Below are 17,436 nucleotides of genomic sequence, written 5' to 3' on the forward strand. Positions count from 1 at the left end.
CGAGTGGCTCGTGTAGATGTCATCATGCCGCAGATGGGCGAGTCCATCGCGGAAGGAACCGTTTCGCGGTGGCTCAAGAAGGTCGGCGACAACGTCAAGCGCGACGAACCGCTCTTCGAGATTTCCACCGATAAAGTCGATGCCGAGATTCCCTCGCCGTCGGCCGGTGTCCTGATGGAGATTCTCGTCGGTGAAGGGCAGACGGTCGCTATTCAGACCGTCGTGGCGCGCCTCGAGACCGACGCCGCCGCTGCGGCCCTCCCGGCCGCCGCGCCGAGCGCACCTGCGACGTCAGCACCCGCCGCGGCGCCCGCTGCGGCCTCCGTCGTAGCGCCGACCGCGCCGGTTGCGGCCTCGGCGGCGCCGACCGCGTCATCAGCCCCCGCCGGTTCGTTCGAAGAACGCGTGCGGACCAAGTCGTCGCCGCTCGTGCGCAAGATGGCCGCCGAACATGGCGTGGAGATCGCCGGCATGAGCGGCAGTGGCATCGCCGGTCGCGTCACGCGGAAGGACCTCGACGCGTTTCTCGCGGCGAAGCCTGCCGCGACCGCAGTACCAGTTGCCGGCGCGTCCATGCACGTGCCCGCTGGTGTCGAACACCGCGGACCGCTGCCCACGCCCTGGGCTGGTGATATCGTCGAGCCGATGTCGAAGATCCGGAAGCTGACCTCCGATCACATGGCGCTCGCGATCAAGGTGGCCACGCACGTCACCTCGTTCTTCGAGATCGATCTCACCCGCGTGGCGCGCATCCGCGCCGGCATGCGCAAGGAGTTCGAAGCGCAGACGGGTCAGAAGCTCACGTACCTGCCGTTCATCCTGCAGGCGGTGTGCACGCAGCTCAAGCGTCACCCCACGCTCAACGCGGCGGTCGCCGGCAACGACGTCATTCTCCGCAAGCAGATCAACCTCGGCATCGCCGTGGCGCTCGATCCAACCGGTCTCATCGTTCCCGTGCTCAAGCACGCCGATGAACTCTCGCTCACGGGCCTGACGCGCGGTACCAACGACCTCGCGGCACGTGCCCGAAGCAAGAAGCTCAGCCCGACCGATGTCCAGGATTCGACGTTCACGATTACGAACCCCGGCGTCTTCGGTTCGCTTTTCGGCACCCCGATCATTCCGGTGGGTACAACCGCTATCCTCGGCCTTGGCGCTATCGAGAAGCGCGCCAAGGTGATTACCGGTCCGGATGGCGAGGACACGCTCGCGATTCGTACGTGTGCGTATTTCTCGCTGTCGTTCGATCATCGCGTCATTGACGGCGCCGATGCGGATCGGTTCATGGCCGATCTCAAGAAGACGCTCGAGTCGGTCCCCGAAACCGGGTTCTGATTCCGATATGGCACGCGTGCTGGCCATGCAGGAGCGCGTTGTCGCTCAGGCGGAGCGAGAGGCCTATTTGGCTACCCTCGCCATCCGCCGGGCGCGCGCCGCTGCCGTGCCGGCACATTTTTGGGTCTTTGAACACGCCACCGAATCCGGACGTTTTGTCGAGTTCACGGAGGCCGCGAGTGATGACGCCATCGCCGCGGCCCATGAACTCGACCAGACGCCGGGGCTGTGGCGCGAAGTACAGGGAGGCTGATATGCCCGCGCGACGCATCACGGTTGATGGACGCGAATGGCAGGTGTACCCCTCCGGATTCCTCACGCAGTACGTCGGTGACGAGTTCGGATTGATTTTTGTGGCCGGCACGGGTGACGACCGCGATGTGCGGGTCACGCGCTACTCGCCAGTCGGAACGCGCGCGCGGGAGCAATCGCTCGCCGAGCTCGAGAACGCGCAGCTCGTCGACCTCTTTCGCACGTCGCAGCCGGGCGCGCGCTCTCCAGAGGCAGGCTACCGCACGTGACCGGCACGCCGGGCACATCGGGCCCGGAGACGATTTCGGGACGCGGCGAGTCCGCGCAGTTCGTCGATCTGCAAGTACACTCCACCGCCTCGGACGGAGCGCTGTCGCCGGCGAAGGTCGTCGAAGCGGCGCGCGATGCGAAGCTCTACGCCATCGCCCTCACCGATCATGACACCGTCGACGGGCTGCCGGAGGCGATCGTGGCCGGCGCTGAGTTCGGCGTGCGGATCATCGCCGGTGTCGAACTCAGTTCGCATTTCGACGATGATGAGTTGCACCTGCTCGGCCTTCATCTCTCCAATCAGGACGCCATGCGGTCGGCGCTGCTTGAGTTGCAGGCCGGTCGGGTCGAGCGCGCGGTCAAGATCGTCGAGGTCCTGAATAAGCATAGCATTCCGGTCACGATGGACTCGGTGCTCGCCGAAGCCGACAAGGGAGCGGTCGGTCGTCCGCATATCGCGCGCGCCATGGTCGCCGGCGGATGGGTGCGCGACTTCCGCGACGCGTTCGATCGCTGGATCGGCTTCGGTCGTCCTGCCTACATGGCCAAAGATCGCTTCGATGTCGCCGACGCGATCGCACTGGTGCATGAAGCGGGCGGCCTCTCGGTGTGGGCACATCCCGGAGACTCAGCAACGCCGACGCGTATTCAGCGACTCGCCGATATGGGACTCGATGCGGTCGAGGTGTTGCACCCCAGTCATCCGCCGTCGTTGTCTCAGCGTCTCTTCGACAACACCGAGAAGGCGGGGCTGTTGCCGAGCGGCGGTTCCGATTGGCACGGTACGCATGATGGACCGCGCCGGCTTGGCGGACAGCTGGTGCCGAAGATCTGGCTTAGCTGGCAGGAGTCACGCGTCGCGGAGCGCGCCGCCGAACGCGCAACGGGACCTACCGCCACCGGGACCATCTGATGGCGAATCGCGTCGCGCTCGTGACCGGCGGCGCGCGGCGCGTGGGCGCCGAGATCGTGCGCAGTTTTGCAGTGCGCGGCTACGATGTGCTGCTGCACCACGGGAACTCGCCCGACGCCGCCAACGCGCTCGCGGCGGAGTTGCGAAGTAGTCACGAAGTGCGCATCGAGATCGTGCAGGAAGATCTCGCCGATGTCCACGCACCGCCGCGCATCATCGATGCCGCCATGCGTGCGTTCGGTGCGCTCGATGTCGTCGTGAGTTCGGCCTCGGTCATGATGAAGCACCCGTTCGATGCGGTCACGCCGGACGAGTGGGAGCAAACGTCGGCGATCAACCTGCGAGCGCCATTCTTTCTCATGCAGGCGGCGGCTCGGGTCATGCGCGATGGCGGGGTGATCGTGCAGCTCTCCGATCATCTCGCGTTCGAAACCATCTTTCCGCATTTGATTCCTCATCAGGTTACCAAGGCCGCGCTGACGCAACTCGTGCGCACGACCGCCTCGGCGTTCGCACCGCGCGTGCGCGTCAACGCCGTGGCGCCGGGGCTGGTGCTTCCGCCGGACGACCTCTCGGACGAGACCATCGAACGTTTTCTGCGTGATGTGCCTTTGGGGCGCAGCGGCACCCCACACGACGTCGCGCAGGCGATCCACTTCCTCGTCGATGCGCCCTATGTCACCGGCATTGTGTTGCCGGTCGACGGTGGCCGTCATCTGCGCCGCTGAGTCCGCGTGATAAACACCGGGGTGCCCGCCGCGCCGCTGACCTACGGACGCATCGTGATCATGGGCGGTGGGTGTTACGGTAGTTGGTACGCCCAGCAGCTTGCACGCGCCGTCCAGCGTGGGGCGCTGCAAGCCCGCGAAGTCGTGGTCGTCGATCGCGACCCCGAGTGCCGGGTGGCCGGCGCGCAGCGCGCCGGCAGCTTTGACGGATTGCCACTCACGGTCGTTTACAGCGACTGGGATGTGTACGTCGCGGAGTGGCTGGGGCAGGGCCTTGAGGCGCTCGCCAGCGACATGATGGTGCCCTCACCGCTCATGCCCCACGTGTGTCTCGACTGGCTGCTTGCGCGCGCGCGGGCGCGGTGGCCGGAGCGGAGCATTCGGGTGAACGCACTCGAGCAGGTGCCCCCGACGCCCTGGGAGCGGGCGTCACCCGACGGGCGACACTACGTGAGCTTCGCCACGTGGATGTGCCCGGTGAATTGCATCGAGCCGGCGCGCTGTCCCCACACCCGTGGTGTCCGGGACTGGAGCATGCCCCCCATGATGCAGCGATACGTCGAGGACAACCCCTCGCTCCGCGGTCCCGTTATCTTTCACTGCATTCACCGCACGTACGGCGTCGGCATGATCGACGCCGCCACGATCGCGGACGCTGATCGGCAACTCGCCGCATGGGGCGCCTCCGGCCCCTGTGCTGTGCTCGTCGGAACGGTCTCGCACTGTCACGGCGCACTGGGTGTGTTGGCGATCGATTGAGTTCTCTTTCTCTTCTCGACGACATGTCCGACTCACGTCCCGAAAACATCGTCATCATCGGCTCCGGTCCTGCTGCGTGGACGGCCGCGATCTATGCGGCGCGCGCCAACCTGAATCCGATCGTCTTCGAAGGTGAACCGGTCGGTACCGAACTCCCCGGTGGTCAGCTCATGCTCACCACCGACATCGAGAACTTTCCTGGCTTTCCCGAGGCCATCAGCGGTCCCGATCTCATGGATCGTATGCGGGCGCAAGCCGTGCACCATGGCGCGCGCGTCGTCTCGGAGCTGGTGAAGCAGGTGCATCTGGCATCGAAGCCATTCGGCATTGTCCCGAATTACTCGGCGCCGATCACGGCGCACACGGTCGTCGTCGCGACCGGTGCGGCGGCGAAGTGGATCGGACTCGACAACGAGCTACGACTGGCCGTTTCCGGCGGCGGTGTCTCCGCCTGCGCGGTCTGCGATGGCGCCATGCCGTTCTACCGCCACAAGCGGCTTGCCGTCGTCGGCGGCGGGGACACGGCCATGGAAGAGGCCATGTATCTCACCAAGTTCGCCAGCGAAGTGGTCGTGATTCATCGTCGCGACAGCTTTCGCGCGTCCAAGGTCATGGCCAATCGCGTGCTTGATCATCCCAAAGTGCGCGTACTCTGGAACACGGCGGTGACCGACGTGCTCGGCGATGAATTCATCACGGGCCTGCAACTCACCGATACCGTCACCGGCGCGCTGAGCGATATCGAAGTTGGCGGCCTGTTCGTCGCTATCGGGCACACCCCGAACACGAAGTTCCTGCAGGGACAGCTCGACACCTCGGAACACGGCTACATCAAGGTGTCGTCATGGCGTACGGAAACGAACGTGCCCGGCGTGTTCGCCGCCGGCGATGTCATCGACGATTACTACCGACAGGCCATCACCTCGGCCGGTTCCGGATGTATGGCGGCGCTCGAAGCCGAGCGTTGGCTCGCGCATCACGGCATCGGTGAGTCGCCACTTTTGGACACGGAGTAACCAGTGGCGACGCGGTCAGAGCAACAAGTTCGATGAGCGCGCTGACGCTGCAGCAGCTTACCGTCGGCCCGCTGCAGGAGAACTGCTGGCTGCTCGCGGATTCCGCGAGCGGCAAGGCCGTGCTCGTCGATCCAGGCGACGAGTCCGCTGAGTTGCTCGCCGCGGTCGACGCCAGCGGCTGCACACTCGAGGCGATCTGGCTCACGCACGCCCACTTCGATCACGTCGGCGGAGTCGCTGGGATCATCGCCCAGCGGCCCGTTCCGATTTGGGTCCATCCGGCCGATGCGTTTTTCTACGCGAACGCGGCCAGCAACGCGGCGAGGTGGGGCGTCGCGATCGACAACCCGCCGCCGGCCGACCACGATCTCGCCGAAGGCGATCGCGTGCGACTCGGTGACTATCAGTTCGACGTCTGGCATTTGCCCGGGCACGCGCCCGGGCATGTCGCGTTCATCGGTCACGGTCTATGTTTTTCCGGCGATGTTCTTTTCGCCGGTTCAATTGGCCGGACCGATCTGCCGTTGTGCGACCCCACGGCGATGCACCAGTCACTGATGAGAATGGCGACACTCAGCGTCGAGACTCGGGTATTTCCGGGTCACGGTGTTGATACAACGATCGGGCGCGAGTTGGCGTCCAATCCCTTCCTGCGCGGTGCCGCCCGGCCTCTCGGCGCCTGAGCACGCATTCTTCTTCCGGTTCTCGCATGTCGCTGTCTCCCCGATTGAGTCCGCTCGCCGCGGCCTTCTTGAGTGCCGCTGTGTTGACCGCGTGCTCGAGCATCACCGACAACACCACGACGCTCGGCAACTACGGCGCGGTCACGATCACGGGGAAGAACGCCCCCGCGGGTCGCGCGACGGCGACGATCAACGCGGTGTTTTTTCAGGGGCTCTCAGCGACGGCGCCCAACAGTGCGCTGCAGCAAGGTGATCAGTGCGCCTATGCCCTAATAGACAGCACGACGGGCGGAGCGACCGGTTCGCTCAAGGTCGGCGAGAGTCTCGCCCTCACCTTTGCCGGCAACAGCGTCGCGATGCCGTTCGCGACGGCCCTCTCACGCTACGAGCCCGCCACCGGCACGGCACTGACCTACGCAGCTGGAGATGCGGCCACGCTCAACGTGCCCGGGTTGGCCGGGACGTTCCCGGCGGCGTCGATTTCCGTGAAGCTGGCCGAACCGATCGTCCCGGGTCCGCTCGTCGTTCCCGCCACGGGTTCGCCCCTCGATGTCACCTGGAACGCGACCAACGATCCATCCGCCGCGATCATCCTGTCGGTGCGTTACGGTGCTACGGCCACCGCAACGATCCAGAACGAGCAGATCTACTGTGCCCTCAAGGACGATGGCGCGTTTCAGGTGCCTGCGTCCGGTCTTGGTGCGTTTCTCGCCTCTCCCCGTGCATTGCGCTCGGCGACGCTGCTCCGCTGGCGTACGCAGGAAGTGCGACCCGACTCCACCAGCCTGCTGCACATCGTCTCGACCGTCGACACGATTGTTCGCTTCCCCTGATCGCTTTCCCGCGGTGAACCCGGTGGCCACTCGCATCGAGAAGGACCCGCTTGGCGAATTGCCGGTGCCGACGGAGGCCCTGTACGGCGTTCAGACGATGCGTGCCGTCCTGAATTTTCCCATTAGTGGGCTGCGACCGCTCGAACCCTTTGTGATCGCGCAGGTGTGGATAAAGAAGGCCGCCGCGATGACGCATCGGGACACCGGTCGCCTTGATGCCCGGCGAGCTGACGCAATTATCGCGGCCGCCGATGAAGTGCTTGCGGGCGAGCACCGCGACCAGTTCATCGTGGATCCGTATCAGGCCGGCGCCGGCACGTCGCACAACATGAACGTGAACGAAGTGCTCGCAAATCGCGCCAATGAGTTGCTCGGTGGCGCGCGCGGCACATACACGCCGGTGCATCCGAATGACCATGTGAACATGGCGCAGAGCACCAACGACACGATCCCCACCAACATCCGGTTGGCCGTGTTGCGACAGCTGCCGGCGCTGTTGGCGTCCCTCGATGCGTTGCATGCGGCGATGGCGAACAAGGGAGTTGAATTCGACGGAATCGTGAAGGCCGGGCGAACGCATCTGCAGGACGCCATGCCCATTCGGCTCGGACAAGAGTTCACCGCCTATGCTGGGACTCTGGCACGCTGCCGTAAGCGCGTGGTAGAAGCCGCCGACTACCTGAACGACTTGGGTATCGGTGGTTCTGCGGTGGGCACCGGCGTCACCGTCGAGCCGGAGTATCCCGCACGCATGAACACGCATCTGCGGGCGATCACCGGTATACGCAGCCTCCGCATCGGCTCCGATCGTATTCAGCTCATGCAGAGCATGGGCGATGCGGCTGCGTTCTCGGCATCGCTGCGAGTGCTCGCGGTGGACCTCTCAAAGATTGCGAGCGACTTGCGCCTCATGGTATCGGGCCCGCGCACGGGGCTCGACGAAATCGCGCTGCCGGCAGTACAACCCGGCTCATCCATCATGCCAGGCAAGATCAACCCATCGATCCCCGAGATGGTGAATCAGGTCTGCTTTCAGGTGATCGGATGCGACACCACGGTGACGATCGCGGCCGAACACGGACAGCTCGAGCTCAACGTCATGATGCCGGTCATCGCGCATAACGTGCTGCTCTCTATGCAGATTCTCACCAGCGCCATCAGCGTGTTCAGCTCGCGCTGTGTCGAGGGTATCATCGCCCACGCCGACATGTGCGAGTATTGGGTCGAGCGATCGGCGGCGCTCGCTACCGCCCTGATGCCGCAGATCGGTTACGCGGCCGCGGCGGATATCTCGAAGCGTTCGGTCAAGGAAGGCACCTTGATTCGCGAGCTGGTCGCCAAAGAGGCAATCCTGCCGCCTGACGAGCTCGAAGCCGTCCTCGATCTCCGGAAGATGACCGAGATCGGGGTACCCTCCGGCAAACATGGGTCCGTCGCCGCCGGCTAAGAGGGGGGCGCCCGCGGCGCCCGCGGCTTTTCGGCGGCAGAACTTGTCCACGCGACCCGGGACCCGTAGACTCGACTTATGCGCATTACGACCTGGGCGGAATACGGACTCATTTGTGCCTTGCATCTCGCGCGCCGCGCGGGAACGGGCCCGGTGACGGGACGCGACGTAGCAGCTCGTGAGCGTTTGCCGGGCGACTACGTTGAGCAGATCCTCCTGCGAATGCGTCGAGCCGGCATCGTCAACAGCACCCGGGGAGCCCGCGGCGGGTACTCGCTGGCCCGTACGCCCGACGCGATCTCCGTCCGTGATGTGATTCAGGCCTCCGAGCTGACCACGTTCGACCTGCATTGCGTCAGTCATCCCGTCGACGCCGACCGCTGCGCCGCGGCGGAGAATTGCAGCATCCGCCCTGTCTGGATGCTTCTGCAGCAGCGTATCGACGAGGTGCTCGAAGGCGTGAAGCTCAGCGATCTCCTGACCGACGAAGCATCGGTCCGGGACCGCGTGGGATTGCCGCCGTACGAGTCGCTTCCGGTCATACCGGGCGCGTTGCCCATTCTGCAGGGCTGAAGGCATCGATGGGGCTTTGGGCGGAGTGGCGCGCACAGCGCGAGCGGAGCCGTCGGGCGTCCACGTACCTCAGCCAGTTGCTGCGTTCGCCCGAGCACGCCGATATCACATGGCTTTCATCGCATGGCGTACCAGAAGCGGTTGCCGTGCGCGAGCTCACGTTCGCCAAACGGGCGATCGGCCTGGTCGTCGCTGAGCGCGACGCCCTCGACGACCGGACGGCTTCCGATGTGGCCCACCAGTTGGCTCCGGTGATCAGCCGGGAAGCCCGGGCAACTGTGGACCTTGGTCGTGAGTGGGGCGAGCGCTGGCGGGCCTATACCGCCGCCTTGGCGGTGCGCGGCAACGTGGATTCGCCGGCCACACGGCTCGCGCGGGTCCTGTTGGGCGGAGCTGGCATTCACGAGCCGTCCGCGGCGCAATTGGCCCGCGCGACGCAGTTCGTGCATGAAACCCGGAGCGCCGCCAACGTCGCGCTCCGTGACGTGTTCGGCGTCGCCTCGCTCCCCGATGACATCCGACCCTCCGCGCTACGCGGCTGATGTGAGCGGGATGGTGGAGCCGGTACAAAGTCGACGGACGCAAAAAAGGGGAAAGAGGGCTCACGCCACCTTTCCCCTCTTTCGTCTACTTATCGAGTGCCGAAGGCCGGACTCGAACCGGCACATCCTTGCGGATACTGCGACCTGAACGCAGCGCGTCTACCAATTCCACCACTCCGGCAGCTCCTGAAATCGTCCACGAGACCAGCGTTTCGTACACGATCACAGCAGGGCCGTAAAGAATAGATCGAAGATGCCCCGGAAGTCAACGCCATGGCGCACTCTTGGGACGTGTCGGGGTATTACGTTTCATTTCAGTATGGCAAACACGGACACCGACGAACCCACTGAACTGATCGCGCGGAACAAGCGTGCGCGACACGACTACGAAATCTTGGATACCTGGGAGTGCGGCGTCGTGCTCACCGGCACGGAGGTCAAGGCGCTCCGTGAGGGGCGGGCGAATCTGACCGATGCCTTCGGGGTGATCAAGGACAACGAGGTGTTCCTGCTCAACCTGCATATCGGGTCGTACGGGCAGGGCAACGTGTTCAACCACGAACCCACGCGGACACGCAAGTTGCTGATGCACCGCCGCGAGATCCGTCGACTCATCGGCGCCGTCGAGCGGCAGGGACTCACCCTCGTGCCACTCGATCTGTACTTCAAGAGCGGTCGCGTGAAGGCGCGGCTCGCGCTCGTGCGAGGCAAGCAGCAGCACGACAAGCGCGAGGATCTCAAGAAGCGCGACGCCGAGCGCGAGATCGCGCGTGCGCTCAATAGGCGTTGAGCACCTGAGCGGATGATGCTGCTCAGCGCGCTCGCGCTCACACTGCAGCTGTCGGCGGTCGCACCGCCACTGCCGCCATTGCCGCCGCTCGTCGTTCGCGCGGGCGATCGGCTCCAGTCCGTGCCCACGCTCCGACATCCGGATGGTGGCATTGCCGTTCGCGCTGACGCGCTGGCCCAGGCGCTCGGTGGGCAGCTCGTCACGCAATCGACCGGTAGCGCGCGTTTTCGCCTCGAAGTCGGCACCACCGGCATGGATCTCGAAGCGGGAAACGCGCTCGTCGTGGTCGCCAGTGATACGATCCCCTTGCGCGCAGGCGTTTTCCGCCGCGGCGGACAGCTGTACGTACCGCTCGCCCTGGCCACGGAGCTGCTGCCACGACTTGGTGCCGGCGTGCTGTTCGATCCCGAGAAAGCCGAGCTGCGTCGATTCTCCACGGTCACGACCGCTCGCCGCGCTCCGACCGCTCGTCCGCGGGCCGAGACACCTCGTTCGTCCGCGCCGTCGGCGCCCGCCGACAATGTGCGGAGTGCGCCCGCCCGCCGCAGCGCGTCGCTCCGCCAACGGGTTGTCGTCGTCGATGCCGGACATGGCGGTCCCGACAACGGCATGTCCGGTCCGATCGGCGTCCCGAAGAAGGTCTACGAGAAGAACATCACGCTCGCGGTCGCGAAGGAGCTGCGCACCGCCCTCGAACAGCGCCAGATCCAGGTCGTGATGACGCGCACCACCGACACACTCATCGCGTTGGGCGATCGCGGACGCATCGCGAATCATGCCAAGGCGGATCTCTTCCTGTCGGTGCATGTGAACGCGGCCAATCCCCGCTGGACGAATCCCGGTGGAGCGCGCGGCTTCGAAACCTATTTTCTCGCCGAAGCGAAAACCGAAGACGAGCGTCGTGTCGCGGCCATGGAAAACGAGGCGATCCGCTTCGAAACCGATGCCGACGTCACGCGCGACGATCCGCTGGGGTTCATCATGCGCGACATGGCGCAAAATGAACATCTGCGCGAGTCGGGGCGGCTTGCCGAGCTTCTGCAGGCGGGTATGAAGCAGGTGCACCCCGGACCGAGTCGCGGCGTCAAGCAAGCGGGATTTCGCGTGCTCGTGACCGCGTTCATGCCGGCGGTCCTGGTGGAGATCGGGTTCGGCACCAACAAGCTCGAAGCGCAATACATGACCGACACCGAGCGCCAGCGCGAGCTCGCGTCGACGCTCGCTGATGCGGTCGTTCGCTATCTCGACCAGTATGAGCGGAAGGTCGGAGGCGGGGGCTGATGCGTGCGGCGCAGCGTCTGACGCTGGTGCTCGCGTCGTGGCTCGTGGGTTCGGGATGTGTGTACTACAACGGCATCTACAACGCCCAAGCGGAGGCCCGCTTGGCCGACGCCAAGCTACGCCGCGACGATGACGGCGAGGCGACGACGCGCTTCCAGCGTTCTGCGGCCATCGCGGAAACGGTGTTGGTGCGGCATCCGAAATCGAAGTGGCGCAACCGTGCACTCTACATCGCGGCGCGGAGCGGCGCGATGGCGGCGCAGTGCGAACGCGCCGTGCCGCGTTTGCAGCAATTGCTGGCCGGCACCACGCTGACGGCCGAGGAGCGTGATCGGTCCCGCTTGGCCCTCGCCGCCTGCGAGGTGCGTGGCGGCCGGAGCACCGATGCGCGCCCGCGGCTCGATTCGATGTTTCAGTCTAGCGATCGCGAGTTGGCGCGGCAGTCCCGTATCTGGGCGGCGCGCGCGGCGCTCAGCATGGGGGATCGCGACGCGGTCCCGGCCTATCTGGGCAATCTCGACGCCGGCGTCCTGCAGTGGGAGCTCATCAGCGCGTCGGTGTCGGCGCGTGAGTATGCGCGGGTGGAGTCGCTCCTGGTGCAGCGCGCCCGGCTCGGCGACTACCGCGAGGACGTCAGCCGTGCCCTCCGTGATCTGCTGTCCGACGGCCGCGTGGACGGGGCCGAGCGCGTGGTGGCGCAGTACGATGCGGCGCGCGTGCGCGATGACAGCCGCGCCCGGATGCATTATGCGTTGGGTGACATGCACGCGCGCGCTGGTCGTGATTCGCTGGCGCGCCGACACCTTTATGCGGCGCGCACGCTGTCGCAGCGCGACACAGTCACCGCGCACGACGCGAACGCGCGTTTGGCCTTGCTTGACCTTATGCGCGTCGCGTCGGTACGAGAGCTCGATACGCTGATCGCGCGACAGGATAGCGTCGTGTGGCGCACCAGCTATGCCCGTCAGGTTGCCGAACGCGTGCTGCTCTTCCGCCTGCTCGCGGCGAGAGGCGACGCCGAGAGCGCGTCGCTGTATCTCGCGGCGGAAATCGCGAGGGACTCCCTGCGTGCACCGAACCTCGCCCGGGCGCTGTTCCTGCGCGTGGCCCGTGAGGCGGGGGCTTCGCCGCTCGTGCCCAGCGCTTGGTACGCCGCTGCGCTCCTCGAGCCGGACAGTGCGGCGTCGTGGCAGCGTCGCGTGCTCGCCGACTTCAGGAATTCCGCGGTGGCGGCGCGGCTGCGCGGCGACGATCCCTCCACGCAGCCGGACTTTGTCAGTGCGCCCGAGCTGTTGAGATTGCACTGGACCGATGCGCTCCGCATCTGGTCTGACAGCGTACGCAAGCTGCGTCTTCCTCCCAAGCCCGCCGGCTCTCGGTGACCGCGTGATAGCAACAGCAGGTGAACAGCAGACCTGGACGGTGGCCGGGTTGGCCTTTCGGAACCCCGTTGTCCTCGCCGCCGGCACGGCCGGTTTCGGGAAAGAGGTCGATGACGTTCTCGACCTCGCGGCCATCGGCGGGATCGCCACCAAAGCCGTGAGCGTAGCCCCTCGGCATGGCGCGCCGCCGCTGCGCGTGAGTGAGTTCGCTGGCGGCATGATCAACGCCATCGGCCTCGCCAACCCCGGGCTTGACGCCGTCCGCGCCGACTATCTGCCGTGGCTACGCCAGGCCTATCCCGGTACCCGCGTCATCGTGAACGTCGTGGGGAACAGCGTCGAAGACTTCGAAACGGTCGTCGGTGGACTGGACGATCTGCCCGGCGTCGATGCGTTCGAACTCAATGTCAGCTGCCCGAACGTCAAGGCGGGCGGCATGGAGTTCGGCGCCGACTCTGTCGCGTTGGGGGCGCTGGTGCGCGCTGTCCGCGCTCGCACGTCCCGCCCCCTGTTCGTGAAGCTGTCTCCGACCCTCGGGGCCGGGGTCGTGGACGCAGCCCGCGTGTCGGTCGAGAACGGCGCCACCGGCCTGACGCTGGTGAACACCATGCCGGGGCTCGTAATCGATGCCTCGCACCGCAAGCCCAAAATCGGCTTCGGCACCGGCGGCGTAAGCGGTCCAGCGCTGCTCCCCATGGGATTGCTGGCCACGTGGCGAGTGCGGCAGGCACTGCCTGACGCGCCCATTATTGGTCTTGGTGGCGTCAGCACCGGCAACGACGCGGCGCAGTACCTCCTCGCCGGCGCGTCGCTGGTGGGTGTCGGGACGGCGGCGCTGCGCGATCCGCGCGCACCAGAGCGCATTGCCCGGGAACTCTCCGCCTGGGCGCAGCGGGAAGAGATTCGCGACCTCCGATCGATCATCGGCACACTGGAGTGGCCCACGTGACGTTTGTGTCTTCGTCGACCGTCGAGGCGACGGTCCAGCCCGCCGTGACCCCCATTGTCGCTCTCGACGTCCCCGACCGTCTCGCGGCCCAGGCGATCGTCGCCCGACTCGGCGGCTCCTGCGGCTTCTACAAGGTCGGGCTGGAGCTGTTTGCCGCCGAAGGCCCCGAGATCGTGAGTTGGCTGCGCGACGCGGGGAAGTCGGTGTTCGTGGATTTGAAGCTGCACGACATTCCGAACACCGTGCGTGGCGCCGCTCGCAGTGTCGCTCGCCACGGCGCGTCGCTGCTCACGGTGCATGCCTCCGGTGGCTCGGCCATGATCCGCGCGGCCGTTGAGGGGGCCGAGGAGGGCGCGGCGACCGCTGCGTCCGGCGGATGCGGCATTCTCGGGGTCACGATCCTCACGAGCATGGACTCGGCGGGGATCGGCGAAGCCTGGGGTCGGGAACAGGTCGACGTGACGCGTGACGTAGTTCGCCTGGCCGGGCTGGTGGCGACGGGCGGTGGCGCCGGGATCGTCTGCTCTGGCCACGAGGCCGCCGCGGTGCGGTCCGCGTTCAGTGAGTCCCTCGGCCTCCTGATCCCCGGCATTCGTCTGCCGGGGAGCGACGCTCACGACCAGCGCCGCGTGATGACGCCGCGAGCTGCCGCGGATGCCGGCGCGCGTTGGCTGATCCTGGGTCGGGCGGTCACCGGGGCCGCCGACCCGGTGGAAGCGATGGAGCAGGTGGCTGCCTCACTTGCGGGAGCGGTGTAAGTCCACTAGGATGAGGGTCTTGCCTGTTTTCGGGCGAGATTCTAGGCCAATCCGCTGGCCACATTTGCTTCGCTCGTGCGCGGAATCGCTGTAACGCGATGCTTCATGAGCGATGGACGCATGGGGAGTCCAGCCGGCCAGAGAAATCTGGTGCGGGAGACTCCGTTGGCGCGTGAGCGCCAAGGTGACCCGTGAAAGTTCGGAGCAGCGTAAAGCCGATCTGTGAGCACTGCAAAGTCGTCAAGCGACAGGGCGTGACTCGCATCATCTGCAAGCGCAACCCCAAGCACAAGCAGCGTCAAGGCTGAGGGGAAGCGTAACACATGGCACGTATCGCTGGCGTCGATCTCCCTCGTGAGAAGAAGGTTGAGATCGGCCTGACCTACATCTTCGGCATCGGTCGCAAGACCGCCCAGAAGATCCTCGCTGCCGCGGGCGTTTCGCCCGATCAGCGTGTCCGCGATCTCAATGATGCGGACGTCAACAAGCTCCGTCAGGAAATCGAGCGCAACATTCGCGTCGAAGGTGCTTTGCGCACCGAGATCGCGATGAACATCAAGCGCCTGATGGACATCGGCTCGTACCGTGGCACGCGCCATCGCCGCGGGCTTCCCGTGCGCGGGCAGCGCACGCACACGAACGCGCGCACCAAGAAGGGGCCGCGCCGCGCTATCGCGGGCAAGAAGAAGGTGACCAAGTAAGCCATGGCTACCGCAAAGAAGACCAAGCGCGTCGTCGAGGCCGAAGGCATCGCCCACGTCAGCGCCACGTTCAACAACACGACCATCACGATCACCGATATGCATGGCAACACGGTGTCGTGGGGCTCCGCCGGCAAGGCGGGCTTCAAGGGGTCGAAGAAGTCCACGCCGTTCGCCGCCACAGTGGCGTCCGAGCAGTGCGCGCGAGAAGCGCTCACACTCGGCGTGCGCCGCGTGCATGTGCGCGTGCAGGGTCCGGGCAGTGGTCGTGAGTCCGCCATTCAGGCGCTCGCCGCGGCCGGCCTCCAGGTGAAGTCCATTCGCGACGTCACCCCGATTCCGCACAACGGCTGCCGTCCCCCCAAGCGTCGGAGGGTCTAAGACATGGCCCGTTATACTGGTCCCAGCTGCCGTCAGTGCCGTCGTGAGGGCGCCAAGCTCTTTCTGAAGGGCACCAAGTGCTTTACCGAGAAGTGTCCCGTCGAGCGTCGTCCCTACGCCCCGGGTCAGCACGGTCAGGCCACGGCGCGTCGCAAGAAAGCGTCCGAATTCTCCAAGCAGTTGCGCGAGAAGCAGAAGATCAAGCGCATCTACGGCATTAGCGAGAAGCAGTTCCGCAACACCTTCGATCGTGTGGCGTCGGCGCCGGGTATCGCTGGTCACAACCTGTTGGCGGCGCTCGAAACGCGCCTCGACAACGTTGTGTACCGCATGGGGTTCGCGCCCAGCCGCAAGGCCGCGCGTCAGCTCATCCGTCACCGTCACATCGAGGTGAAGGGTCGCCTGCTGGACATCCCGTCTTACCAGGTGCGTCCGGGCGAAGAAGTGCGCGTCAAGCAGTCGTCGCGTGAACTCGTGCTCGTGATGTCGGCCATGGAACAGGCCGCGCGTGGTGCCTCGCTCTCGTGGATCGCCGTCGACAAGGAGTCGTTCAGCGGTCGCGTGCTCGAGAAGCCGCAGCGTCAGTCGATTCCGTTGGCGGCGCAGGAACAGCTCGTCGTCGAACTGTACTCCAAGTAGCACGTGGTACTCAGCTGACAGAGCGCGCCGTTTGCGGCGCGTCTCCGTCGGCGGTCGGGGCCCGAACCCCTCTACGGGGCTACCGCGCGTTCGGGGCGGGGTAGCGCGTCATCGGCGAACAGCGCCGGTGTGACCACTTCAAATTTTTCGAACTACATGGCAACGATCGATCTCTCAGGGCTGGTTCGTCCGCAGCTTGTCGAAGCAACCAAGCGCGAGGACACGCCCAATCTGGCCGAATTCCGTCTGCAGCCGCTCGAGCGCGGCTTCGGACACACGTTAGGCAACGCGATGCGCCGACTGCTCCTGTCGTCGCTCCGTGGCTCAGCGGTGTGGGCGTTCCGTATCGACGGCGTGGTGCATGAGCACCAAACCATCGGCGGCGTCGTGGAAGACGTGCACCAGATCATCGGAAATCTCAAGACGCTCACGCTGGCGCTCCCTGATGATGTCGAGCAGACCGTGCTCCGCATCGCCAAGTCGGGCCCCGGCACCGTCACGGCCGCCGACATCCAGATCAGCGGTGGCGCCCGGGTCATCGACCCGACGCACCATCTCTTCACCATCACCGACGAGCGCGATTTCAACGTCGAACTCTACGTGAACAAGGGGCGCGGCTACATCGAGAGCGATCAGCATCCGCTCGATCGTGGCCTCCCCGTCGACCTCGTTCGTATCGACTCGATCTACAACCCGGTACGCCGCGCGAACTTCTCGGTTGCCGAGACCCGCGTTGGCCAGCGCACCGATTACGATCGCCTGACGCTGACCGTCGAGACCAACGGCACGATCACGCCGGAAGAGGCGGTGAGCTACGCCGCGGCACTCGCGCAGACGCACTTCCAGTACTTCGTGGAATTCGGCTCGCACTCCTCCGCGCCGCTGTCGGCCGGTGGTGGCGAAGGCCCCGGGAGCAACGGCATCAAGCTCCAGGCAACGCTGAAGACCCCGATCGACGATCTCGAGCTGAGCGTCCGCTCCGTGAACTCGCTCAAGAACTCGAACATCCGCAGCCTCGGCGACCTGGTGCGGCAGACGGAAAGCCAGATCCTTCAGGTCAAGAACTTCGGCAAGAAGTCGCTGCAGGAGATCGCGGATTTGCTGGAGCGTGAAGGCCTGAATTTCGGCATGCGTTACGAAGAGAATGGCGACGGTGTCCGCATCCTCGATTGGGGAACGGCGCCCAGCCGCGCCGCGGCCATCG

General features: G+C 65.7%; 22 protein-coding genes and 1 tRNA gene. 22 read left to right on the plus strand and 1 reads right to left on the minus strand.

Features of this window, described 5'->3' with window-relative positions; genetic code table 11:
• The first annotated feature begins 3 nt into the window (after positions 1-3).
• From RMP10_RS09520 to RMP10_RS09575, 12 genes are all read left to right on the plus strand, one after another.
• Positions 4-1,335 (plus strand): dihydrolipoamide acetyltransferase family protein, encoded by a 1,332-nt coding sequence (locus RMP10_RS09520; protein ID WP_310570087.1) that lies wholly within the window; start codon positions 4-6, stop codon positions 1,333-1,335.
• A gap of 7 nt (positions 1,336-1,342) precedes the next feature.
• Positions 1,343-1,588, plus strand: coding sequence for a hypothetical protein (locus tag RMP10_RS09525; protein WP_310570088.1), 246 nt, complete (start codon positions 1,343-1,345; stop codon positions 1,586-1,588).
• Position 1,589: 1 nt separating this feature from the next.
• Positions 1,590-1,856 (plus strand): hypothetical protein, encoded by a 267-nt coding sequence (locus RMP10_RS09530; RefSeq protein ID WP_309672930.1) that lies wholly within the window; start codon positions 1,590-1,592, stop codon positions 1,854-1,856.
• Positions 1,853-2,770: a PHP domain-containing protein gene (locus RMP10_RS09535; protein ID WP_310570089.1), complete on the plus strand. Its 918-nt coding sequence runs from the start codon at positions 1,853-1,855 to the stop codon at positions 2,768-2,770. Before RMP10_RS09530 ends, RMP10_RS09535 begins: the two co-directional genes overlap by 4 nt.
• Entirely contained in the window at positions 2,770-3,498 is a 729-nt protein-coding gene (locus RMP10_RS09540) for an SDR family oxidoreductase (RefSeq protein ID WP_309672928.1), read from the plus strand. Before RMP10_RS09535 ends, RMP10_RS09540 begins: the two co-directional genes overlap by 1 nt.
• A gap of 6 nt (positions 3,499-3,504) precedes the next feature.
• Positions 3,505-4,257 (plus strand): hypothetical protein, encoded by a 753-nt coding sequence (locus RMP10_RS09545; RefSeq protein ID WP_310570090.1) that lies wholly within the window; start codon positions 3,505-3,507, stop codon positions 4,255-4,257.
• Between the two features lie 23 nt (positions 4,258-4,280).
• On the plus strand, positions 4,281-5,273 hold the full coding sequence (gene trxB, locus RMP10_RS09550; RefSeq protein ID WP_310570091.1) for a thioredoxin-disulfide reductase: 993 nt from the start codon (positions 4,281-4,283) through the stop codon (positions 5,271-5,273).
• Positions 5,274-5,305: 32 nt separating this feature from the next.
• Positions 5,306-5,956: an MBL fold metallo-hydrolase gene (locus RMP10_RS09555; RefSeq protein WP_310570092.1), complete on the plus strand. Its 651-nt coding sequence runs from the start codon at positions 5,306-5,308 to the stop codon at positions 5,954-5,956.
• Between the two features lie 26 nt (positions 5,957-5,982).
• Positions 5,983-6,789 carry a hypothetical protein gene (locus tag RMP10_RS09560; RefSeq protein WP_310570093.1) on the plus strand — a complete coding sequence of 269 codons (807 nt, stop codon included), beginning with the start codon at positions 5,983-5,985 and terminating at the stop codon, positions 6,787-6,789.
• A gap of 22 nt (positions 6,790-6,811) precedes the next feature.
• Positions 6,812-8,236, plus strand: coding sequence for an aspartate ammonia-lyase (locus RMP10_RS09565; protein WP_310570094.1), 1,425 nt, complete (start codon positions 6,812-6,814; stop codon positions 8,234-8,236).
• Positions 8,237-8,314: 78 nt separating this feature from the next.
• Positions 8,315-8,809: an Rrf2 family transcriptional regulator gene (locus tag RMP10_RS09570; RefSeq protein WP_309672921.1), complete on the plus strand. Its 495-nt coding sequence runs from the start codon at positions 8,315-8,317 to the stop codon at positions 8,807-8,809.
• Between the two features lie 8 nt (positions 8,810-8,817).
• The gene (locus RMP10_RS09575; protein WP_310570095.1) at positions 8,818-9,351 is read left to right on the plus strand and encodes a hypothetical protein; all 534 of its coding nucleotides are present in this window, start codon (positions 8,818-8,820) and stop codon (positions 9,349-9,351) included.
• A 97-nt stretch (positions 9,352-9,448) separates the two neighbouring features.
• Here RMP10_RS09575 and RMP10_RS09580 read toward each other — a convergent pair.
• A tRNA-Leu gene (locus RMP10_RS09580) sits at positions 9,449-9,532 on the minus strand.
• A 138-nt stretch (positions 9,533-9,670) separates the two neighbouring features.
• On the opposite strand from RMP10_RS09580, the gene smpB reads away from it, so the two are divergent.
• The 10 genes from smpB to RMP10_RS09630 form a co-directional block, all read left to right on the plus strand.
• Positions 9,671-10,141 (plus strand): SsrA-binding protein SmpB, encoded by a 471-nt coding sequence (gene smpB / locus RMP10_RS09585; RefSeq protein WP_309672919.1) that lies wholly within the window; start codon positions 9,671-9,673, stop codon positions 10,139-10,141.
• 12 nt (positions 10,142-10,153) lie between these two features.
• The gene (locus tag RMP10_RS09590; protein ID WP_310570096.1) at positions 10,154-11,422 is read left to right on the plus strand and encodes an N-acetylmuramoyl-L-alanine amidase; all 1,269 of its coding nucleotides are present in this window, start codon (positions 10,154-10,156) and stop codon (positions 11,420-11,422) included.
• Positions 11,422-12,804: a hypothetical protein gene (locus RMP10_RS09595; RefSeq protein WP_310570097.1), complete on the plus strand. Its 1,383-nt coding sequence runs from the start codon at positions 11,422-11,424 to the stop codon at positions 12,802-12,804. The genes RMP10_RS09590 and RMP10_RS09595 overlap by 1 nt, the downstream gene beginning before the upstream one ends.
• Before the next feature lie 4 nt (positions 12,805-12,808).
• Positions 12,809-13,753 (plus strand): dihydroorotate dehydrogenase, encoded by a 945-nt coding sequence (locus RMP10_RS09600; RefSeq protein WP_310570098.1) that lies wholly within the window; start codon positions 12,809-12,811, stop codon positions 13,751-13,753.
• Positions 13,750-14,511, plus strand: a complete 762-nt coding sequence (pyrF, locus tag RMP10_RS09605; protein WP_310570099.1) for an orotidine-5'-phosphate decarboxylase — start codon at positions 13,750-13,752, stop codon at positions 14,509-14,511. The genes RMP10_RS09600 and pyrF overlap by 4 nt, the downstream gene beginning before the upstream one ends.
• Positions 14,512-14,702: 191 nt before the next feature.
• Entirely contained in the window at positions 14,703-14,819 is a 117-nt protein-coding gene (gene rpmJ / locus RMP10_RS09610) for a 50S ribosomal protein L36 (protein ID WP_012683466.1), read from the plus strand.
• Between the two features lie 15 nt (positions 14,820-14,834).
• Positions 14,835-15,212: a 30S ribosomal protein S13 gene (rpsM, locus tag RMP10_RS09615; protein ID WP_310570100.1), complete on the plus strand. Its 378-nt coding sequence runs from the start codon at positions 14,835-14,837 to the stop codon at positions 15,210-15,212.
• A gap of 3 nt (positions 15,213-15,215) precedes the next feature.
• Entirely contained in the window at positions 15,216-15,593 is a 378-nt protein-coding gene (gene rpsK, locus RMP10_RS09620) for a 30S ribosomal protein S11 (RefSeq protein WP_171224245.1), read from the plus strand.
• Between the two features lie 3 nt (positions 15,594-15,596).
• Positions 15,597-16,232: a 30S ribosomal protein S4 gene (rpsD, locus tag RMP10_RS09625; RefSeq protein WP_171224246.1), complete on the plus strand. Its 636-nt coding sequence runs from the start codon at positions 15,597-15,599 to the stop codon at positions 16,230-16,232.
• Positions 16,233-16,361: 129 nt separating this feature from the next.
• Positions 16,362-17,436, plus strand: a 1,075-nt coding sequence (locus tag RMP10_RS09630) for a DNA-directed RNA polymerase subunit alpha (protein ID WP_310570101.1), incomplete at its 3' end; no start/stop codon positions are given.

This window comes from Gemmatimonas sp., from assembly GCF_031426495.1.
Classification (GTDB): Bacteria; Gemmatimonadota; Gemmatimonadetes; order Gemmatimonadales; family Gemmatimonadaceae; genus Gemmatimonas.